The 20857-nt window shown below is 66.3% G+C and carries 18 protein-coding genes; 12 read left to right on the top strand and 6 right to left on the bottom strand.

Going from position 1 to position 20857, the window contains the following annotated elements; all coding sequences use genetic code 11:
- Window positions 1-102: 102 nt before the first annotated feature.
- Window positions 103-843 (top strand): RadC family protein, encoded by a 741-nt coding sequence (gene radC, locus A9D14_RS05445; RefSeq protein WP_083987668.1) that lies wholly within the window; start codon window positions 103-105, stop codon window positions 841-843.
- Between the two features lie 437 nt (window positions 844-1280).
- Here the strand turns inward: radC and A9D14_RS05440 are convergent, their stop codons facing one another.
- The 3 genes from A9D14_RS05440 to tpiA form a co-directional block, all read right to left on the bottom strand.
- Entirely contained in the window at window positions 1281-2912 is a 1632-nt protein-coding gene (locus tag A9D14_RS05440; RefSeq protein ID WP_066843719.1) for a CTP synthase, read from the bottom strand.
- 154 nt (window positions 2913-3066) lie between these two features.
- A complete protein-coding gene (gene secG, locus A9D14_RS05435) occupies window positions 3067-3450 on the bottom strand; it encodes a preprotein translocase subunit SecG (protein ID WP_066843716.1) in 384 nt (127 codons plus the stop codon).
- 129 nt (window positions 3451-3579) lie between these two features.
- Window positions 3580-4329, bottom strand: a complete 750-nt coding sequence (tpiA, locus tag A9D14_RS05430) for a triose-phosphate isomerase (RefSeq protein ID WP_066843713.1) — start codon at window positions 4327-4329, stop codon at window positions 3580-3582.
- Window positions 4330-4599: 270 nt separating this feature from the next.
- Between tpiA and A9D14_RS05425 the strand changes: the two genes are divergently transcribed.
- The 8 genes from A9D14_RS05425 to lexA all read left to right on the top strand — a co-directional run bounded on the left by A9D14_RS05425 (window position 4600) and on the right by lexA (window position 13116).
- Window positions 4600-6537 carry a peptidylprolyl isomerase gene (locus A9D14_RS05425; protein ID WP_066843711.1) on the top strand — a complete coding sequence of 646 codons (1938 nt, stop codon included), beginning with the start codon at window positions 4600-4602 and terminating at the stop codon, window positions 6535-6537.
- Between the two features lie 14 nt (window positions 6538-6551).
- Window positions 6552-8102, top strand: a complete 1551-nt coding sequence (trpE, locus tag A9D14_RS05420) for an anthranilate synthase component I (RefSeq protein WP_066843708.1) — start codon at window positions 6552-6554, stop codon at window positions 8100-8102.
- 77 nt (window positions 8103-8179) lie between these two features.
- Window positions 8180-8797, top strand: a complete 618-nt coding sequence (locus A9D14_RS05415; RefSeq protein WP_066843705.1) for an anthranilate synthase component II — start codon at window positions 8180-8182, stop codon at window positions 8795-8797.
- Window positions 8794-9783 carry an anthranilate phosphoribosyltransferase gene (gene trpD / locus A9D14_RS05410; RefSeq protein ID WP_066843702.1) on the top strand — a complete coding sequence of 330 codons (990 nt, stop codon included), beginning with the start codon at window positions 8794-8796 and terminating at the stop codon, window positions 9781-9783. Before A9D14_RS05415 ends, trpD begins: the two co-directional genes overlap by 4 nt.
- On the top strand, window positions 9780-10619 hold the full coding sequence (trpC, locus tag A9D14_RS05405) for an indole-3-glycerol phosphate synthase TrpC (RefSeq protein ID WP_066843699.1): 840 nt from the start codon (window positions 9780-9782) through the stop codon (window positions 10617-10619). Before trpD ends, trpC begins: the two co-directional genes overlap by 4 nt.
- Before the next feature lie 4 nt (window positions 10620-10623).
- A complete protein-coding gene (gene moaC / locus A9D14_RS05400) occupies window positions 10624-11118 on the top strand; it encodes a cyclic pyranopterin monophosphate synthase MoaC (protein WP_083987664.1) in 495 nt (164 codons plus the stop codon).
- Window positions 11115-12323 (top strand): molybdopterin molybdotransferase MoeA, encoded by a 1209-nt coding sequence (locus tag A9D14_RS05395; protein WP_087910469.1) that lies wholly within the window; start codon window positions 11115-11117, stop codon window positions 12321-12323. The genes moaC and A9D14_RS05395 overlap by 4 nt, the downstream gene beginning before the upstream one ends.
- Before the next feature lie 100 nt (window positions 12324-12423).
- A complete protein-coding gene (lexA, locus tag A9D14_RS05390; protein ID WP_066848361.1) occupies window positions 12424-13116 on the top strand; it encodes a transcriptional repressor LexA in 693 nt (230 codons plus the stop codon).
- A gap of 17 nt (window positions 13117-13133) precedes the next feature.
- On the opposite strand, the gene A9D14_RS05385 is transcribed toward lexA, so the two are convergent.
- Window positions 13134-15200 (bottom strand): ComEC/Rec2 family competence protein, encoded by a 2067-nt coding sequence (locus A9D14_RS05385; protein ID WP_198302052.1) that lies wholly within the window; start codon window positions 15198-15200, stop codon window positions 13134-13136.
- A 187-nt stretch (window positions 15201-15387) separates the two neighbouring features.
- Here A9D14_RS05385 and gltX point away from each other — a divergent pair, with 187 nt between their 5' ends.
- Genes gltX through A9D14_RS05370 form a run of 3 tightly spaced genes read left to right on the top strand, consistent with a single transcriptional unit; the run spans window position 15388 to window position 18466 of the window.
- Window positions 15388-16896 (top strand): glutamate--tRNA ligase, encoded by a 1509-nt coding sequence (gene gltX, locus A9D14_RS05380; protein WP_066843697.1) that lies wholly within the window; start codon window positions 15388-15390, stop codon window positions 16894-16896.
- Between the two features lie 47 nt (window positions 16897-16943).
- A complete protein-coding gene (locus A9D14_RS05375; protein ID WP_066843694.1) occupies window positions 16944-18227 on the top strand; it encodes a citrate synthase in 1284 nt (427 codons plus the stop codon).
- 35 nt (window positions 18228-18262) lie between these two features.
- Window positions 18263-18466, top strand: coding sequence for a hypothetical protein (locus tag A9D14_RS05370; protein WP_083987995.1), 204 nt, complete (start codon window positions 18263-18265; stop codon window positions 18464-18466).
- A gap of 8 nt (window positions 18467-18474) precedes the next feature.
- On the opposite strand, the gene A9D14_RS05365 is transcribed toward A9D14_RS05370, so the two are convergent.
- Together A9D14_RS05365 and A9D14_RS05360 are read right to left on the bottom strand one after the other, a co-directional pair.
- Window positions 18475-19851, bottom strand: coding sequence for a sensor histidine kinase (locus tag A9D14_RS05365; protein WP_066843688.1), 1377 nt, complete (start codon window positions 19849-19851; stop codon window positions 18475-18477).
- Window positions 19852-19853: 2 nt separating this feature from the next.
- A complete protein-coding gene (locus A9D14_RS05360; protein WP_066843685.1) occupies window positions 19854-20834 on the bottom strand; it encodes a hypothetical protein in 981 nt (326 codons plus the stop codon).
- Between the last annotated feature and the right edge of the window lie 23 nt (window positions 20835-20857).

Genomic DNA, 20857 nt, shown 5'->3' with positions numbered 1-20857 from the left:
CTGGCCGAATTCCCGGGCGAACTTGCGCATTCGTCCGGCAAAAGGCAATGACCGCACGGGCATGCGCACGAATTGTGTGCGGCAGTAAGGGACGCAACGCTCATGGCCGAGGGGCAGGATTCGCTGCCGATCGATGCACCCGCGGTTCAGCCGCAGGGCAAGCCGGGGGACGGCAACGACCCGCGCGGGCACCGCTCGCGCCTGCGCGAAAGGCTGCTGTCCGGCGGGATCGATGCATTGGGCGATCATGAAATCGTCGAATATCTTCTGATGACGGCGATACCGCGCAAGGACGTGAAGCCCATCGCGCGCAGCCTGTTGCAGCGGTTCGGAAGCCTTGCGGGCGTGTTCAATGCCGATCGCAAGGCCTTGGCCGACCACCCAGGTATGGGAGAGACCAGTGCGGCGGCGCTCAAGATCGTGGGCATTGCCGCGCGCCGTCTTGCCCGCAGCCAGGTCCAGGAGCAACCGATTCTGGGCAGCTGGCAGGCGCTGATCGACTATCTGACGATCGACATGGCGCATCTGACGGTCGAGCGGGTGCGCGTGCAGTATCTGAATGCGCAGAACCGGCTGATTCGCGACGACCACGTGGGCGACGGCTCGCTGGACGAGGCGGCGATCCACCCTCGCGAGGTGATCAAGCGTGCCATGGACCTGGGCGCTGCCGCGCTGATCCTGGTGCACAACCACCCCAGCGGCAATCCCGAACCCAGCCGCGCCGACATCCAGATCACCAACCGCATTGCCGAGGCCGGACGCCTGCTGGGCGTGACCGTGCACGATCACATCATCGTGGGGCGCAGCGGCCATGTGTCGCTGCGGTCGAAAGGTCTGATCTGAGGCGATGGATTGGTTCGGGGGCGGGCATCGGAAACTGCCCGCCCCCGCGACGTTGCCGCCGCCTCGCTTCTGGGAATGACCATCCGGGTCGCAGAAAGACAGTCATCCCAGCCAGCAAGTTCTTGCAATCGCAGTACAACCGGTTGGCGCATCGCGATCGGGGTCGGGAATACCGATATCAAGACGACGAAAGCGAAGAAGCGAGGATTCCCAAGCACGCCCCTGCCCCCATCGACGACGAGGCAATCATGCTACAATCACACCGGACCCTTCCCCAACCCTGAGGGCCCGACACATTCGCGATGCGCAGTTGCGCCGCGGCGTGTAACATTTCTTGCACCGTCGCTGTGGTGCTAACCGTTCACCGCAAACAATGGCAAGGTTTTTCTTAAAATCCTAACCTTAATCGCCACTGCGGTGCTGTTCGGCAGAAGGGGTCAGACCAGACGCGACTGGTCCAGCGCCGCCTGGATGAAGCCCGCGAAGAGCGGATGGGGCGCGAACGGCCGGCTCTTGTATTCGGGATGGAACTGGACGCCGATGAACCAGGGATGGTCGGGACGCTCCACGATTTCGGGCAGCAGGCCGTCAGGCGACATGCCCGAGAACAGCAATCCGCCGTTTTCCAGCGGCTCGCGATAGGCGACATTGACTTCGTAGCGGTGCCGGTGGCGCTCGGAAATGTCGGTGCCGCCGTACAGATTGGCGACGCGGCTGTTGCCCGACAGCTTTGCGTCATAGGCGCCAAGCCGCATCGTGCCCCCCAGATCGCCGCCCTCGGCGCGCTTTTCCAGTCCTTCGGGCGTCATCCATTCGGTGATGATGCCCACGACCGGCTCGCTGGTCTCGCCAAACTCGGTCGAGCTGGCAGCCGCTATGCCCGCCGTGTTGCGAGCGCCCTCGATGCAGGCCATCTGCATGCCGAGGCAGATGCCCAGGAACGGCACGTTGCGTTCGCGCGCGAAGCGGACCGAGGAGATCTTGCCCTCGCTCCCCCGCTCGCCGAACCCGCCGGGGACCAGAATGCCGTGCATCGGTTCAAGCTGCGCGACGATGTCGTCCTCGTCCTGCTCGAAAAGTTCGGCGTCGATCCACTTGACGTTGACCTTGATGCGGTTGGCCATGCCGCCGTGGACCAGCGCCTCGTTCAGCGACTTGTAGGCGTCGGGCAGACCGACATATTTGCCCACCACGCCGATCGTGACCTCGCCCTCGGGGTGCTCGAAACGGTCGACGATGTCGTGCCACGTCGACAGCTCGGGCGCGGGGGCGTCCATGCGGAAATGGCGCAGGACTTCGGCGTCCAGCCCCTCGGCATGATATTGCAGCGGGACGGCATAGATGCTGCTGGCGTCCAGCGCGGGAATGACCGCCTCGGTCCGCACGTTGCAGAACTGCGCGATCTTGCGGCGCTCGCTGTCGGGCAGCGGATGTTCGCAGCGGCACAGCAGCAGGTCGGGCTGAACGCCAAGGCTGGTCAGCTCGCGCACCGAGTGCTGGGTCGGCTTGGTCTTAAGCTCGCCCGCGGCCTTGATATAGGGGACCAGCGTGACGTGGATCGCGGCGGTCTGCTCGCGCGGCAGCTCGTTGCGCAGCTGGCGAATCGCCTCGATGAAAGGCAGCCCCTCGATATCGCCGACCGTGCCGCCGAATTCGCAAAGGACGAAATCCAGCCCCTCGGTATCGGCCAGCGCGAATTCCTTGATCGCGTCGGTCACGTGCGGGATCACCTGCACGGTCGCGCCCAGATAATCGCCGCGGCGCTCCTTGGCGATGATCGACTGATAGATCCGGCCCGACGTGATGTTGTCGCCCTGATGCGCCGAAACGCCGGTGAAACGCTCGTAATGGCCAAGGTCGAGGTCGGTTTCCGCCCCGTCGTCGGTCACGAAGACCTCGCCGTGCTGATAGGGGCTCATCGTCCCCGGATCGACATTGAGATAGGGATCGAACTTGCGAATCCGGACCTTGTAGCCACGCGCCTGCAGAAGGGCGGCGAGCGATGCCGCCATGAGACCTTTGCCGAGCGAGGAGACCACGCCGCCGGTGATGAAAATGTACCGCGCCATGGGAGGTGGGCCTTAGTCGAAAGAATCGAAAAGGGGCAAGCTTCGTGTGAAGCCTGCGGCCGCTTTTCTTCGATGGGATGGATGGGCCAAGCGAACGCCCCGGCCCGGCTTATGATTCTGGTACGAGGCCTGCGAGGCGATCCAGCGCTGGTGCTTATTCCGCCGCGCCGGCCAGCGGATCGCCGCCAGCCGCCGGAGCACCCTCGCCTGCGGGAGCGGGTGCCGCCGCAGGTGCCGCGGGCGCCAGCGGATCGGGTGCCACGGCCGGGATCGAACGATCGAGCGAGGTATCGATGTCGCTACCCTGCGTCGTTTCGACGGCAAGCGCGGCCAGGATGATCGACAGCACCACGAACAGCACGGCAAGGATGCCGGTCGCGCGGGTCATGAAATTGGCAGCGCCGCGCGCGCTCATCAATCCGGACGGGCTGCCGCCCACGCCAAGGCCGCCGCCTTCGGACTGCTGCATCAGGATCGCGCCGACCAGCGCAGCGCCGACAATCGCCTGGACAATGGTAAGAAACAGGAAAAGCGACATCGATTGATCCGGATATTCAGTCAGAAAGGATGGCAGCGAAGATCGTGGGCCGTAGCTGCATGTGCAAGGGCACCGCGATCCCGCGCCGCGCTCTTACCGGCAGTCAGGCCGTCTGGCAAGTTTGCGTCCTCACCCCTCGTCGAGCGCGGAAGCGGCGGCGATGATCGGCACGAAGCCGTCGGCGGTCAGGCTTGCGCCGCCCACAAGCGCGCCGCCGACCTCGGGCACGGACAGCAGTTCGGCGGCATTGTCGCCCTTGACCGAACCGCCATAGAGAATGCGGATCTCCTTACCCTCGTCGCCATAGCGGTCCATCAGCACGGCGCGCAGCCATTTGTGCATGGTGCCCACGTCCTGGACAGAGGGAACGCGCCCGGTGCCGATCGCCCAGATCGGTTCATAGGCGACGGACAGCCGCTGTGCCGACGCGGGCAGGCAATCCGCCAGCTGGCGGGCGACGATTTCCTCAGCCTCGCCCGAATCGCGCTGTTCCTCGCTTTCGCCGACGCACAGGATCACGCCAAGGTCGACCGCCTGCGCGGCTTCCGCCTTTGCCTTGACGTCGTCATTGGTCTCGCCGTGATCGGCGCGGCGTTCGGAATGGCCCACGATGACGAAATCCGCACCCGCCTCGCGCAGCATCGGGGCGGATATGTCCCCGGTATGCGCGCCCTTTTCCGATCGGTGGCAATTCTGCGCACCGACCCCGATCTGGGTCACCGTTTCGCGCAAGGTCGCGATCAGGGTCGCGGGCGGCGCAATCGCCACCTCTACCTTGGGAAGGCGCAAGGACGCCCGGTCGATGGCGCGCGCTTCGCTGAGATCGGCGCGCATGCCGTGCATTTTCCAGTTTCCGACCACATAGCAGCGTTGTGCCATCGATTACCCGTCCGCCCTGTAGGTTGATGCTGTTATGAACATGACATCGGTGATTCCAGCCATGGTCGATAGCCTTGCCGGTCGGCGGCGGCTAGCCCAAGCACCGTCCTGTGTCAAAACGGTAGCCGACCGGGCGTGCCTGCTTTGCGGGGACGGTGTTGCAGCCGGGCCATCACCCGCCTAAAGCCCTGCGCCATCAACCCCGCGCTGCATCGCGGGGCCATGCGACATTTCGGTCCCGCGGGGCCACGTAACGGATTGCCAGTTCACATGATCCAGGGTTTTCGCAAGCTATTCCAGTCACCGATCGGCCTTGTGCTGACGTTGGGGTTCGTCGCGCTGATCGCGCTTGCCTTTGCCAGCGCCGACATCACCGGGTCGGGCTTTGGCGGCATCGCGGGCGGTGAACGCGTGGCGACCGTCGGCGACCAGAAGATCACCACGTCCGATCTGCGCACCACGGCGGGCAGCGCGTTTGAACAGGCGCGCCAGAACAATCCCACCGCCTCGATGGAGGATTTTCTCGAGGCCGGGGCGCTGGACGATCTGCTCGACCAGATGATCGCGCGCAATGCGCTGTACGATTTCGGCCTGTCGGGCGGGATGCGGGTCGGCGAATCGCTGGTGGGAAGCGAACTTGCCCAGATGCCCGCGTTCCAGGGTCCCGACGGCAAGTTCAGCCAGGATCTGTACGACCAGGCGGTCGGCCGCCGCGGCCTGTCGGACCAGATGGTCCGCGACGACATCGCCCAGGGCCTCGTCTCGCGCATGCTGCTCGTGCCCGCGACCTATGGCGACACCGCGCCTGCCGGGATCGCGCGCCGCTATGCCGGCCTTCTGAACGAGGCTCGCCACGGCGCGGTGACGCTGATCCCCAGCCCCGCCTTCGTCGACGAGGGCCCGGTGGACGATGCGGTGCTGAGGAAATATCTCGCCGCCAATCGCGAACGCTACATGCTGCCGGAACGCCGCACGATCCGCTATGCCAGCTTTGGGCCGGACGTGCTGGGCGACGCCGTCAACGCGACGGATGCCGAGATCGCCGAACGCTTCCGCGCGAACGCCAGCCAATACGCCGCGCGCGAGGAGCGCGAGATCGAGCAGCTGATCGTCCCCACCGAAGCGGCCGCCAGCGCGCTGCGCCAGCAGGTCACCTCGCCCTCGCAACTGCGCGCGGTAGCCGAACGGCAGGGGCTTGAGACGAACACCGTCACCGCGACCAGCCGCCAGCAGCTTGCCTCTACCTCAACGCCCGAGGTAGCGGCGGCGGTCTATGGCGCGCAGCCCGGCAGCATCGTCGGCCCCGTGCGCGGGCCGCTTGGCTATTATTTGATCCGCGTCGGCAATGTGCGGTCGGTCCCGGAACGCAGCCTGGCCGATGTGCGCGGCGAACTGGCGGAGGTCATTCGCGAGGAAAAGACCCGCACCCTGCTTGCCGACCGCGCCACCGAGATCGAGGACCGGCTGCAATCCGGCGCGAGCCTTACCGATGTCGCGGGTTCGCTGGGTACCGAAATATCGACCACGCCGCCGCTGCTGGAAGACGGCAGCGTGTTCGGCGAAGGCACGGTCGATCCGTCCGAGGCACGGCTGGCGCAGACCGCCTTCGCGATGCAGCCGGGCGGCGATGCCCAGATCGCTCCGGGCATCGACGGGCAGAGCTATGTCATTTTCGCGCCCGGCGAAGTGAGCCGCGCCGCGCCCCCGCCGTTCGAGGAGATCGAGCAGGCACTGACCCGCGACTACAAGCTTGAACAGGGATCGAAGCAGGCCAAGGCCGCGTCCGACAAGGTGCTGGCCGCGATCCGCAGCGGCAAGAGCCTGTCCGAAGCGCTGGCGGCGCTCGACATCCGCACGCCGCCGATCGACCAGATCGACCTGACGCGCCGCCAGCTCTTGGCCCAGCGCCAGCAGCGCGGCATCGCGCCGCCGCTTGCGCTGATGTTCACCATGGCGCCCGATACCGCCAAGCGACTGGAAGCGCCCAACGGGCTCGGCTGGTTCATCGTCTCGCTCGACAGCATCGACGTGCCTGAAATCGCGAACGACGATCCAATCATCGCCCAGACCCAGGCCGAGTTGTCGAACCTGCGCCAGCAGGAGCTGGTCGACCAGCTGCGCCTTGCCATCGCGCGCGAAGTGCCGGTGAAGCGCAACGACAATGCCATCGCGGCGGTGCGCGACCAGCTCGCGCCGCAGAGCAACTGATCGAACGGCCCCTCATGCTCGAATCCACTGCCCCCCACCAGGCGGATCGCGACCGCGACGCCCTTGCCGCCAGCCACCTGCGCGCGGGGCGCGCGGGCGTCGTATGGCGCAAGGTGATCGCCGATTGCGAGACTCCGGTGGCCGCGGCGGTCAAGCTGATCGAACCGGGCCGCGGCGACTTCCTGCTCGAATCGGTCGAGGGGGGCGAGATTCGCGGGCGCTATTCGCTGGTCGGGCTGGACCCCGACCTGGTGTTTCGCGCACGCGGGACCGAGGCCGAGGTCAACCGCGACTGGCGGCATGACCGCGAGGCTTTCGTGCGCCTCGACGACGAGCCGCTTACCGCGCTGCGCGCGCTGGCGGCCAATTGCCGGTTCGACGTGCCCGCGGAACTGCCGCCCGCGCTCGCCTGCCTGGTCGGCTATTTCGGTTACGAGACGATCGGTCTGGTCGAGAAGATCGACCGCCCGGCGCCCAATCCGCTGGACCTGCCGGACATGATCTTCACCCGGCCGACGCTGATCCTGGTGTTCGACAGGCTGAAGGACACCTTGTTCTGCGTCGCGCCGGTATGGCCGTCGGATGCAAAGCCCGACGATGCGGTGGCCGCCGCCGCCGATCGGATCGAGGGCTGCCTTGCCGCGCTGCAAGGCGCGCGGCTCTCGGCACCCGTGCTCCTGAACGATCAGCCCGAAGCTGCGCTGACCCCGCAATTGCCCAAGGGGCGCTACGGCGAAATGGTGCTGGCGGCGAAGGAATACATCACCGCGGGCGACATCTTCCAGGTCGTGCTGGCGCAGCGCTTTACCTGCCCCTTCCCGCTGCCTCCGCTGGCGCTCTATCGCGCGCTGCGGCGAGTGAACCCGTCGCCCTTTCTCTATTTCCTCGACCTGCCCGGTTTTGCACTGACGGGCTCCAGCCCCGAGATCCTGGTGCGGGTGCGCGGCGGCGGCGAAGGCGGGCCCGAAGTGACCATCCGCCCCATCGCGGGCACCCGCCCGCGCGGCAAGGATGCCGATGAGGACCACGCGAACCGCGAAAGCCTGCTGGCCGACCCCAAGGAACGCGCCGAGCACCTGATGCTGCTCGACCTGGGCCGCAACGACGTGGGCCGCGTCGCACGTCCCGGCACGGTCAAGGTGACCGAAAGCTACACCGTCGAACATTACAGCCATGTCATGCACATCGTCTCGAACGTGGTGGGCGAACTGGCGAACCATGCCGATGCGATCGACGCGATGTTCGCGGGCTTCCCCGCTGGCACGGTCAGCGGCGCGCCCAAGGTACGCGCCTGCCAGGTCATCGCCGAGCTGGAGCCGGAAACCCGCGGCGCCTATGCGGGCGGTGTCGGCTATTTCGCGCCGGACGGGTCGGTGGACAGCTGCATCGTTCTGCGCACCGCGGTGGTAAAGGACGGCATGATGCATGTGCAGGCAGGCGCCGGGATCGTCGCCGATTCCGACCCGGCCTACGAACAGCGCGAGTGCGAGGCGAAGGCCGGTGCCCTGCTCGCCGCGGCGAAGGAAGCGCTGAAACTGGCCGGCGAAGCGGGCTACGGGCAATAACGCCGCACCCCGTTCCGTCCGTCCCACCCCTTCGGGCGACTTGATCTCGATAATATTCACGCGCAAAGGCGGGCACCATGATCCTCGTCATCGACAATTACGACAGCTTCACCTGGAACCTCGTCCACTACCTGATGGAAATGGGCGCGAAGGTGGACGTGGTGCGCAACGATGCGATCACCGCGGCAGAAGCACTGGCTTCGGGCGCCAGGGGTTTTCTGATCTCGCCCGGGCCCTGCACGCCAAACGAGGCGGGAGTCAGCCTGGACCTGGTGGGTGCTTGCGCCGATGCAGGAAGTCCGCTGCTGGGCGTGTGCCTGGGCCATCAGGCGATCGGGCAGTATTTCGGCGGAACGGTCGTGCGCGGCGGGTTGATGCACGGCAAGACCTCGCCCGTCGATCATGACGGGACGGGCGTGTTCAAGGGGTTGCCCTCGCCCTTCACCGCGACACGCTATCATTCGCTGGTGGTCGAGGATGTGCCGGCCTGCCTGACCATCAACGCCAGCACGCCGCGCCCGGCCGAGGACGGCACCCACGCGATGGGCTTCCGGCACGAAAGCCTGCCGATCCACGGGGTGCAGTTCCATCCCGAAAGCATCGCCACCCAGCACGGCCACGCGATGCTGGCCAATTTCCTCGAACTCTGCGGGATCGAGGCGACGCTTCCCGCCGAGCAGGCAGTCGTTGCATGATGGCATCGACGGGCCTGACCATCGACGAGGCCGAGGCGCTGGTCGGCAGGATGCTCGACGGCGAAATGCCGGATGACGCCATTGCCGACGCTCTGGTCTCGATGGCCGAACGTGGCGAAACGGCGGAGGAAATCGCCGGGGCCGTCCGCGCGATGCGGGCACGGATGAAGCCCGTTCCCGCGCCTGCGCTCTCCATCGACGTTTGCGGCACCGGCGGGGACGGCCAGCATTCGCTCAACGTGTCGACCGCGGTGGCGCTGGTGGTGGCGGCATGCGGCGTTCCGGTGGCGAAACATGGCAATCGCGCGGCCAGCAGCAAGGCGGGCGGTGCTGATACGCTGGAAAGCCTTGGCCTGGACCTGGGCAAGGCAGGTGCAATGGCGGCTGCGACATTGCCCGACCTGTCTATCGCCTTTCTCTTCGCCCAGTCGCATCATCCCGCGCTGGCCCGGATCGCGCCGATCCGCCGGGCGCTGGGACGGCGCACGATCTTCAACCTGACCGGCCCGCTGGCCAATCCGGCGGGCGTGACCCGCCAGCTGGTCGGCGTCGCAAGCCCAGCTCTCGTTCCTCTCTATGCGCAGGCGATGCGCGATTTGGGGACCGAGCGGGCGCTGGTGGTGTCGGGACATGAGGGGCTGGACGAACTTTCGATCGCCGGGCCCAGCCGGACAGCCGCAATCGGCTTCGATTTTCCCGATGAAGTGACGCCCGAGGATGCAGGCCTGCCCTTCCACCCGCTGGAAGCGATCAGGGGCGGGGATGCCGATTACAACGCGGCGGCCTTGCGCGATTTGTTGGCAGGGGCCGAGGGCGCCTACCGCGACGCGGTCGTTCTCAATGCCGCCGCTGCGCTGATCGTGGCAGGCGAAGCGCGCACGCTGTATGAGGGCGCCGAGGAAGCTGCCGAGGCGATCGACAAGGGTCTGGCCAAGGCGCTCCTCGATTGCTGGATCAGGACCGTCAATTCGGGGACATGCCCATGAGCGACCGGCTGCTCGAGATCTGCAACGTCAAGCGCGAGGAAGTCGCGGCGCGCAAGAAGCAGCGCTCTCTGCGCGACCTGGAAGTGCTGGCGCGGGCGCAGGAAGCGCCCCGCGGTTTCGCGCATAGGCTTGAGCAGGCTTCGCGCCGCGGCTTTGGGCTGATCGCGGAAATCAAGAAAGCTTCGCCTTCCAAGGGATTGATTCGGCAGGATTTCGACCCGCCAGAACATGCGCGCGAATATGCCACCGGCGGCGCCGCCTGCCTGTCGGTGCTGACCGATGCCCCGCATTTTCAGGGGCATGAGGATTATCTGGTCGCCGCCCGCGCCGCCTGCACGCTGCCGGTGTTGCGCAAGGATTTCATGGTCGATCCATGGCAGGTGACCGAAGCGCGCGCGATCGGGGCGGACGCGATCCTCATCATCCTCGCCGCGCTGGACGATTGTCTGGCGGCCGAGATCGAGGCTGCCGCCATCGACGCGCACATGGACGTGCTGGTCGAGGTGCACGACGAGGCCGAGATGGAGCGCTCGCACCGGCTGCGCTCGGGGCTGATCGGGGTCAACAATCGCGATTTGCGCACCTTTACCACCGATATCGCCGCCACGGCCCGCCTCGCCCCGCTTGCCCCGCCGGACGCGCTGCTGGTCAGCGAAAGCGGCATAGCGGATCATGACGATGTCCAGGCCATCTGCGACATGGCGGGCGTACGCTGTTTCCTAGTGGGCGAGAGCCTCATGCGGCAGCGCGACGTGACGACGGCGACGCGCGACCTGCTTGGCCTGCCGCGTATGGCGGGACTGCCCGGTTCGATGGGCCCGGCTCGATGGGCATGATTCGTTGACCAGCAAGCTCACCCATCTGGACGAAAGCGGCACCGCGCGCATGGTCGACGTGGGAGGCAAGACCCCCGCCCGCCGCACCGCGGTCGCCGGCGGCAGCATCGCCATGTCCGATGAAGCCCTGCAGGCAATCCGCGAAGGCAGCGTGAAAAAGGGCGATGTGCTGGCCACGGCACGCATCGCGGGCATCATGGCGGCCAAGAAGACGGGCGAGCTCGTCCCTTTGTGCCATCCGCTGCCCATCGACGCGGTAAACGTCGATTTCACCTTCGAGCATGGCTCGATCCATGCCACCGCCACTGCCTCTATCGAGGCGAAGACGGGGGTCGAGATGGAAGCGATCACTGCCGTCTCGGTGGCGCTGATCACGATCTATGACATGGCCAAGGCGCTCGACAAGGGCATGGTCATCGGCGGGATCCGACTGATCGCCAAGGATGGCGGCAAGTCGGGCCGCTGGCGCGCCGCGGGGCATGAGGATCTGGAGCTTTGACGGCAAGCTGGCTGCTGGGGCTCGAGGAAGCGCAGCGACGCCTTCTCGCGATGGCGCAGCCGCTGCCCGCCGTGGAATTGCCGATCGGAGAGGCAGCCGGTCGGTGGCTCGCCAGTGATGTCGCGGCGCTGCGATCTCAGCCGCCCGATCCGATGTCGGCGATGGATGGCTATGCCCTGCGGCAAGTCGACATGCCAGGCCCTTGGGACATCGTCGGCGAAAGCGCCGCAGGACACCCGTTCCAGGGCACGGTCGGACCCCGGCAGGCCGTTCGCATCGCGACCGGCGCGGTCGTTCCGGGCGGTGCCGACATGGTCGCCGTGCAGGAAGACTGCCGCGCCGAAGGAAGCAGGCTGTTCTTCGACGGCGATCCTCCCGAACCGCTCGGCCGGCATATCCGCCCCCGCGGGCTCGACTTCGCGCAGGGCGACATCATTGCGCGCGCTGGGGAAAGGTTGACGCCCGCTCGGCTGGCGCTGGCGATCACGGCGGGACACGGCAGGCTTTCAGTGCATGAAAAAGCCAGCGTCGCGGTGATCGAGGGTGGCGACGAATTGAGACCCGCGGGCGAGGACCTGCCTCCCGGCGCGATCCCCGCCAGCAATGGCGCCATGCTGGGCGCATTGTTCACCGACCTCGGCTGCGAAATCGAAAGCCATGGCCCCGTACCCGACCGCCGCGACGCGCTGCGCGCCGCTTTCGAGCAGGCGAAGAACGCGCACATGATCGTCACCAGCGGCGGCGCATCGGTGGGCGATCACGACCTCGTCTTGCCGGTGCTGGAGGAGATGGGCGCCAAGATCGACTTCTGGCGCGTCGCGATCAAGCCTGGCAAGCCGATCCTGGTCGCTCGTCTCGGTAGACAGCTGGTTATCGGCCTGCCCGGCAATCCGGTCTCCAGTTTCGTGACCGCGCATCTCTTCGCGCAGCCGATCGCCCGCGCGCTGATGGGCGACCGGTCGCCCTTGCCCGCGATGCAGCCCGCGTTCTGCCTGGGGGATCTGCCAGCGACCGGGAAAAGGACGGAATTCCTGCGCGCAGCGTTCACCGATCTGGGCGTGATGCCGCTGGCTTTGCAGGACAGCGCTGCACTGACGCCTCTGGCCGAAGCCGATGCGCTGATCCTGCGCCCTGCGGAAACGGCGGAAGTGAAAACCGGCGATGTCGTTCGGGTCATTCCGCTGGCGCCGCGCAACAGAAACTGACGCATTATTGCGTTAACATGGGTTGACGCGTGTTCCGATGTTGCTTAATTGTTCCGTATTCGTTCGCGCCGCTGGGCGCAAGGCGGAACAGGATACGGCCATGCTTACGCGCAAACAGCACGAATTGCTGATCTTCATCCAGCAACGGCTTGAGGATAGCGGAATTTCCCCCTCGTTCGAGGAAATGAAGGAAGCCCTCGACTTGAAGTCGAAGTCGGGCGTGCATCGCCTGATCTCGGCGCTGGAGGAACGCGGCTTCATCCGCCGCTTGCCGAACCGTGCCCGCGCGCTTGAGGTGATCCGCCAGCCGGACGATGTGACCGGCACCGCCCGGGCGAAATCCGCGCCGGCCAAACCCGACAATGTCGTCGAATTCAAGCGCCTTGCCCCGCAGCCCGGCGTATCGAGCGACGTGATTGAAATTCCGCTGCATGGCCGCATCGCCGCCGGCGTCCCGATCGAGGCGCTGGAGGATTCGCGGATGCTGCCCGTTCCCGCTGCCTTGCTGGGAAGCGGGGAGTATTATGCGCTGGAAGTTTCCGGCGATTCCATGATCGAGGCCGGCATCTTCGATGGCGATTATGCGCTGGTGCGCCGCACCGACACGGCGCGAGACGGCGAGATCATCGTTGCGCTGGTCCGCGGTGAGGAAGCGACGCTGAAATACCTCCGCCGCGTGAACGGCATGGTCCGGCTCGATCCTGCGAATGCGTCGTATGAGGCGCAGACCTACGATCCGTCGGAAGTGCAGGTCCAGGGCCGGCTTGCCGGACTGCTGCGCCGCTATCACTGAACGCCGCACCCCGCGGCCTACCATCCGTGGCTGTCGCCTTCGGGCCTGACCGCCCGGTAGGAGCCGCTTTCCAGATCGACGGCCAGCCCGCCGCGGCGCGACAGCAGGCTGCCGTCGGCCTTCAACATGGACGGCCGGCAATCCGCGGGGAGCCGCCTGCTGGAAATCACGATATCGGCCCGCGCGCAGGCGGCGACCAGCGGGCCATATGGTACGTCCACGGGTCGCTGGGCGACAAGCAGGGTCCTGCCCTGCGCCTGAAGCTGACAGAAATCGCCGTTGCAGCGCGCCCCGGGCCATTCGGGAAATTCGCTGAACGGTTCACCGTCCTTCGGCGTCTTGCCCATCGCCTCCACCATCGCGTCCGCTGCGAAACTCGTGCTGGTGCGCAGAAGGTATAATTCGCCGTCATCCGACAGCATGGCGGCATTTCGTCCGCTCTGTTCGATCAGCAGGTCGGCCGGGCGCGCAAGGAAGAGCGCGGACACTCCGATTGACAGCGGCAGCAGTCCCCACAGCCGAAACCGCCCCGACCACAGCGCCAGCCAGAACGCGCCCGCGACGCATGCCAGCGCCGCCACAAGCGAGACCTGCGGCAATTGCAGCACCGACCCGGGAAGCGAGGACGTCGTGTGTGCAATACCCAGTGTCAGGTCGAGCGACTTTGCCGAAAGCCACCAAAGGGGCGCTCCAACCCCCAGCAAATCGAAGACCAGCCCCGCGGTCAGCGCAGGCAGGGTTACCGCCGTCATCAGCGGAATCGCGACGACATTGGCAAGCGATCCATAGAGGCTCGACCGCTGGAAATGGAACAGGACCAGCGGGCTCAGCGCAGCCTCGACGATCAGGCCCGTCAGGAACAGCAGCAGGCCGGCATGGGCCCAGCGCGCCAGTTGTCCCTCGCCCCGCTGCTCCTTCAGCCACTCGACCAAGCGGCTGTTGTGGAATGCGACGATAGCCGTCACCGCGGCAAAGCTCAGCTGGAACGAGGGGCCGATGACCGCTTCGGGCCAGAACAGCATCACCGTCATCGCGGCCAGCGCGATCAGCCTGAGTGACAGCGCCTGCCGCCCGAGAGACAGCGCGGCCACGACCAGCAGCGCAGCCAGACAGGCCCGCACCGTCGGCAGCGCGGCTCCTGTCATCAGCGTATAACCGATCCCCGCCAGCGCGCCCGACCCCGCTGCCGCCAACGGGAGCCGCACTCGCAGGGCAAGCCAGGGGAACAAAGCGCCCACCCTGACCACCAGAAGCCACGCAATCGCCACGATCGCACCCACGTGAAGCCCGCTGATGGACAGCATATGCGCCAATCCGGAATCGCGCATCGCCTGCGCGTCGGCTTCGGGGATGGCGCCGCGGTCGCCGGTGATCAGCGTCGCTGCGATCGCAGCCGATGCCGCGCCGCCATACTGCCCGACCTGCTGCCGGACATGGGCGGCAAGCTCGCTGCGCCAGCCGCTTGCCCCGCCCGCGAGGCCAGTAACGATGGGGGGTTCCAGAACCGATCCCGATGCAGCAAGCCCGTCGAACCAGGCCGACTGCGCAAAGTCATAGCCGCCCGGCACCGCCGCACGCTGGGGCGGGGTCAGGCGGATCTTGGCGCGGAACTTCGATCCTGCCACCAGCGCCGGGTCGTCCATCTCCGCCGGTACGTTCAGCCGCGCCCTGATCGGTATCTGGTCCAGCGGATCGCGGGTCGCGACGATCAGCCTGACGCGTTCGCGCGCGGGCTGCTCCTCGCGCTCGAGCACGATCGCTTCCACCACCGCGACCCTTGGCCCGCTGATGGGCTGCGCGCCGATCAGGGTCGAGCGAGCCCAGACCAGCACGATCCCGGCAGCCAGCATCAGCGCCAGACCGGTCGCCGCATTGCGCAGCAGCGCATGCCGGTCGCCCTCCAGCCGCACCAGCGACAATCCTGCCATCACGCCGCACAGGCCGATGGCGATCAGCCATTCGCCCGGCCCCGGCAGGATGAACCATAGCCCGATGCCCGTCAGCATCGCCACGGCCAGCCACGGCATGCGTTCGAAGCCGCGATCGGCCAGGAACGCCTCTATTCCATCCGCGGCACTGGACAAACGGGCTTCGGTCCCCCATTTCCGCAACCGCGAAGAGGGGCGTGAATCGCCTTCGACCTCGCCCGCTATCGGAACGACGGTACTGGCACGGCCCTTCCCCATGGCGCCGCGCAAGTCATTCATGAAACGTCTTCTCCGGTTCGAGCGGTTCGCCCATGACATGCATTGAAAGAGGAAGCACGCGCAGATGGCAAGCGGCCAGGCAGACGGAACCGACAGCGGCAACGCGAAAGCAACCGCGCAAGGGACTGTCGTCACGCGTTTCGCGCCCTCGCCCACGGGTTTCCTGCATATCGGCGGCGCGCGCACCGCGCTGTTCAACTGGCTTTATGCCCGGCATTTCGGCGGCAAGGCGCTGCTGCGGATCGAGGATACGGACAAGGCCCGCTCGACGCAGGAAGCCATCGACGCGATTCTCGACGGGCTGGAATGGCTGGGCCTTGATTACGACGAGGAGCCGGTGTTCCAGTCGGAACGCGCCGCTCGCCATGCCGAGGTTGCCTTCAAGCTGCTGGAAGCGGGCCACGCCTATCGCTGCTATGCCACGTCCGAAGAGCTTGAGCAGATGCGCGCCGAGCAGCGCGCCGCCAGGAAGCCGCTGCGCTATGACGGCCGCTGGCGCCACCGCGATCCTTCCGAGGCGCCGGCCGGCGCGCCCTTCGTCGTCCGGCTGAAGACGCCGGAAGAAGGCTCGCTGGTGATCGAGGATGCCGTGCAGGGCCGGGTCGAGGTGAAGAACGCCGAGATCGACGACTACATCCTGCTGCGTTCCGACGGGTCGCCGACCTATATGCTGGCCGTGGTGGTCGACGATCACGACATGGGCGTGACCCATGTTATCCGCGGCGACGACCATCTGAACAATGCGTTTCGCCAGCTTCCGATCTATCGCGCGATGCACGACGTCGAAGGCGGCTGGGACGATCCGGTCTATGCCCATATCCCGCTGATCCACGGCGCCGACGGGGCGAAGCTGTCCAAGCGCCACGGCGCCATGGGCGTCGATGCCTATCGCGACGAGATGGGCCTGCTGCCCGAGGCGGTGTCCAATTACCTGCTGCGCCTTGGCTGGGGTCACGGCGACCAGGAAATCTTCAGCCGCGACGAAGCGGTCGAGCTGTTCGACCTGCCCGCCGTGGGCAAGAGCGCGTCGCGTTTCGACTTGAAGAAGCTGGCCAATATGAACGGCCAGTACATGCGCGAAGCGGATGATGCGCGCCTGGCCGATCTGGCGGCCCCGCGCATCGCTGCGCTGGAGCCCGGTTTCGATGCGGCGAAGCACCGCGACCTGCTGATCGCGGCGATGCCGTCGCTCAAGGCGCGGGCGAAGAACATGGATGAACTGGCGCAAGGCGCTTTGTTCCTGTTCCGACAGCGGCCGCTGCCGCTGGACGACAAGGCTGCCGTGCTGCTGCAGGCCGAAGGCGCACACGCGCTGCTGGGCGATGTCGCATCACGGCTGGACGCGGCGGACGACTGGGCTGCCGGGCCGCTGGAAGACAATCTGAAAGCCATGGCCGAGGAACGCGAGCTGGGTCTTGGCAAGATCGCACAGCCGCTGCGCGCGGCGCTGACCGGGCAGTCGACCTCGCCCGGCATCTTCGACGTGCTGGTGCTGCTTGGACGCGAGGAGAGCCTTGCGCGCATTCGCGACCATGCCGGTGCATCGGCGCCTGCCGGATCGGAGCTTGACTGAAGCACCGCCGCAGGAAACTAAGACATCAGAAGAAGAGGAGTGAGTAAGTGGGCGATACGGCGAAACTGACCGCAGGGGGCGGCGACTACGAATTTCCGATGAAGAGCGGGACGCTTGGGCCGGATGTCGTCGATATCGGCAAGCTCTACGGCAAGACGGGCATGTTCACCTATGACCCCGGTTTCACGTCGACGGCCAGCTGCGATTCGGGCCTGACCTTCATCGATGGCGAGGAAGGCGTGCTGCTGCACCGCGGCTATCCCATCGGCCAGCTGGCGGAAAATTCCAGCTTCATGGAAGTGTCCTACCTGCTGCTGAACGGCGAGCTGCCGTCCAAGGACGAGCTTGATACTTTCGAGTTCACCATTACTCGCCACACCATGCTGCATGACCAGCTGCGCCAGTTCTACCAGGGCTTCCGCCGCGATGCGCACCCGATGGCGATCATGTGCGGCGTGGTCGGCGCGCTGTCGGCGTTCTATCACGACAGCACCGACATCTCGGACCCCGAGCACCGCAAGATCAGCTCGCACCGCTTGATCGCCAAGATGCCGACGATCGCGGCCATGGCTTACAAATACGCGATCGGTCAGCCCTTCATGCAGCCCGACAACCGGCTGAGCTATACCGGCAATTTCCTGCGCATGACCTTCGGCGTTCCCGCCGAGGAATATGAAGTCGTACCCGCGGTCGAGAAGGCGCTGGACCGCATCTTCATCCTGCATGCCGATCACGAGCAGAACGCGTCGACCTCGACCGTGCGGCTGGCGGGTTCGTCGGGTGCCAATCCGTTCGCATGCATCGCGGCGGGCATCGCCTGTCTGTGGGGCCCAGCGCATGGCGGCGCGAACGAGGCCGCGCTCAACATGCTCCACGAGATCGGGACGCCGGACAAGATTCCCGAATATATCGCGCGCGCCAAGAACAAGGACGATCCGTTCCGCCTGATGGGCTTTGGCCACCGCGTCTACAAGAACTACGACCCGCGGGCGACCGTGATGCAGAAGACGGTGCGCGAGGTGTTCGATGCGCTGAACGTCAGCGACCCCGTGTTCGAGGTTGCCCTGCAGCTTGAGGAAATGGCCTTGAACGACGATTATTTCGTCGAGAAGAAGCTGTTCCCCAACGTGGACTTCTATTCGGGCGTGATCCTGTCGGCGATCGGCTTCCCGACCGAGATGTTCACCGCGCTGTTCGCCCTTGCCCGCACCGTCGGCTGGGTCGCGCAGTGGAACGAGATGATTTCCGATCCCGGCCAGCGAATCGGCCGCCCGCGCCAGCTTTACACCGGCCCGGAGAAGCGCGATTATGTGCCTATCGCCCAGCGGTAATCGCCTGGACTGAGATAGTTACGAAGGAAATGACGATGCGGAGACTGGCCTTAACCGTCCTCGGCATCGTCATTTTTCTTTTGGGCGTGCTGTGGACGCTGCAAGGACTTGGCTTCGTCGGCTGGCCTGCCGACAGCTTCATGATCGGCAAGCGTCAATGGGCCTATATCGGCGTATTGGCGATGGCTGCCGGGCTGATACTGGTGTGGATCGTGCGGCGGCGCCGCAGCGGGCGCTGAACCCGGCCTTATTCGGCCGCGGCTTCGTCCGCCGCCTTCAGCCGAAGCGTGAAACAATTGCCGCCGCGCTTTCCAAGCGAAACCGTCAGGCTGCCGCCCATCGCTTCGGCCAACCGCCGGGCGATATGCAGGCCAAGGCCGGTGCCGTCGCCCTCGCGGCCGAGCCGTTCATATTTTGCGAAGATCTTTTCGCAGTCCTGCGCCGAAAGCGGCTTGCCCTCATCGGTGACGCTGACGCTGACCCAGGGGCCTTCGGCGGCGCAATCGACGAATATTTCCCCGCCGCGCGGACCGTAGTCCACTGCATTGCCCAGCAGATTGAGCAGTATCTGCATGCACCAGCGCCGGTCGCCCAGCGCCCGGGCCGGGTCGAAGGCGATGGTGAAGCGCGCCTGCTTGCGCGCGGCGCGCGTGGTCTGGAAACGGCAGGCGCTCTCGGCGATCTCTCCCGGCACCACCGGGACCATGTCGGGCTCGGGCTCGTCCTCTCCATCCGACAACGATTGCGCCAGGCCGGCGAGATGCTTGGCGGCATCGACGATGTCGCCCGCATAGCTGACATATTCGCGCGAAAGCGGACCGGCCAGGCGGTCGCGCATGATCTCGCCCAGCTGGATGATCCGGCGAACCGGCGCATCGAGCGCGGGAGCAAGCTGCTGGGACAAGAGATCGCCCGGCAGCAAATCCTCATCATTCGCGGGCTTGGCGGAAATCGGTTCCTCGTGCCGGCGGATCAGGATCTGCTGGCCTGCATTTCCCGTCGTGCCGCCCGTCAGCATCAGATGCCAGCGCCGTTCCGATTCCTCGATACCGGCGATGATGCCGCTGCGCAGGCTCCAGTGCGACTGCACGTCGCCGTCGGTCTGGAACAGGGTAGACCAGTTCTGGCCGCGCTGACGCCGCGCGCGCGCCACCATCGGCGACAATTCGGTGCACTCCGTCTCGAGTGCGACGATGTTCTGCTGCCCGTCGAGCCAAAGCACCGCTTCTGCCAGCAATTGCTCGATCGCAAGGCGCGTTTCGGCGGCCTCGTCGTCCTCTGCGCCAGCGGGCTGGTCGCCAGTAGCCGGAACTGCATCCATCGCGTGCCAGTCGGACAGGCGGATGGTGCAGCCCTCATCGTCGGGCTCGATCTCGGCCCAGCCCTTCAGCGAGCCGCCGGGATGGGTGACCGTCAGCGCCTGCGCCAGCTTCATGCCATAGGCGCGTGACTTGCGGACCAGTTGCATCAGTTCGGGGACCGCGATCAGCCCGGGCATGTCCCCGCCGCATTCGCGCTGTAGCACCAGCAGCCGCTGATCCGCCGCGACCAGCCGGTCCTGCGCATCGCTGCGCGCGGTCAGCGCAGCGGTCGCGCCGGTCGGTGCGAGGGTACCTTCGGCCATTTTCAGCGTTCCGGCTCGTAACCCGAATCGGGGCCGGACCCTGGCGTCCCGCCGGTCAGAAGGGCCTGCGCGTCATTCCCGCGCAGCGCGGCGAAATTGTCGGGCAGCGTGATGTCGGGATGGATCGCGAAGAACTCGCGCTCGATCTCCTTGTCGCCCAGGCCGGCGGCGCGCAGCGACAGCGCCAGGCGCGCAAGCTGGCTTTCGCCGGTAGAGGACGCCACGTCGTCGCGCGTTTCCCCCGTCGCCGCGGCCAGCGCGGACAGGAACACCGCGACGCCCGCATGGCTGACCGACAGCGCGGCAAAGGCCCCTGCCCCAAGTGCACGGACCAGCCGGTTGGCGACCGCGATGCGCGTGGTCGATTCGTCATATTGGGTGCGGATCGCATGCTCCGCCGTACGCGCATGCTGTTCGAAGCTGAGGTCGCCTGCGACCACGCCGCGCAGCGTGTTCAGCACGGCGAACAGCACATCGGCGGGAAGCTCGACCAGCGGCAAGGTCATGCGCTGCATGTGGCGCACGAAAGCTGCCTGCCCGGTCAGCAGGTCCATGGCGAGCGAGCTGGCATTGGGATCGTCGGCGCTGATCAGCGTCTGCAGCAGCGGTGAGAGCGCGGGATCCATGCCTGCGCGCCGCTCAAGGCTTTCGGTAAGCTGCCATTCCATCGACACCGAATGGAGATGTTCGAGCAGCATCGGCTCATCAATCAGCGCGCCGGCGAGCGGTTCGGCCAGATGTTCCACCCATTGCTCGGGCTCTTTCTCTCCCGCCGCTTCGGCCAGGCTGATCGCAAGCTGCGCGGCGACATCGTTCGCCAGCCCGCGCACGCGCGCCACGATCGCATCCGAGAACATGGCGCGATCCTCGCACCCGATGATATGGCGCAGCACAACGCCGCGCGCGCCCAGCACCCGATCTCCGCGCTTCAGTTCGGAGCGCATGGCGGAGGCTATTCCGCCGGTCTTTTCCAGTTCGCCCATGGGCTTGGCATATCACCGTGTGG

The organism is Croceicoccus marinus (assembly GCF_001661675.2).
GTDB classification, from domain to species: Bacteria; Pseudomonadota; Alphaproteobacteria; order Sphingomonadales; family Sphingomonadaceae; genus Croceicoccus; species Croceicoccus marinus.
Note: the sequence above shows the minus strand (reverse complement) of the source record. Positions and strands in the feature narration are given on the sequence as shown.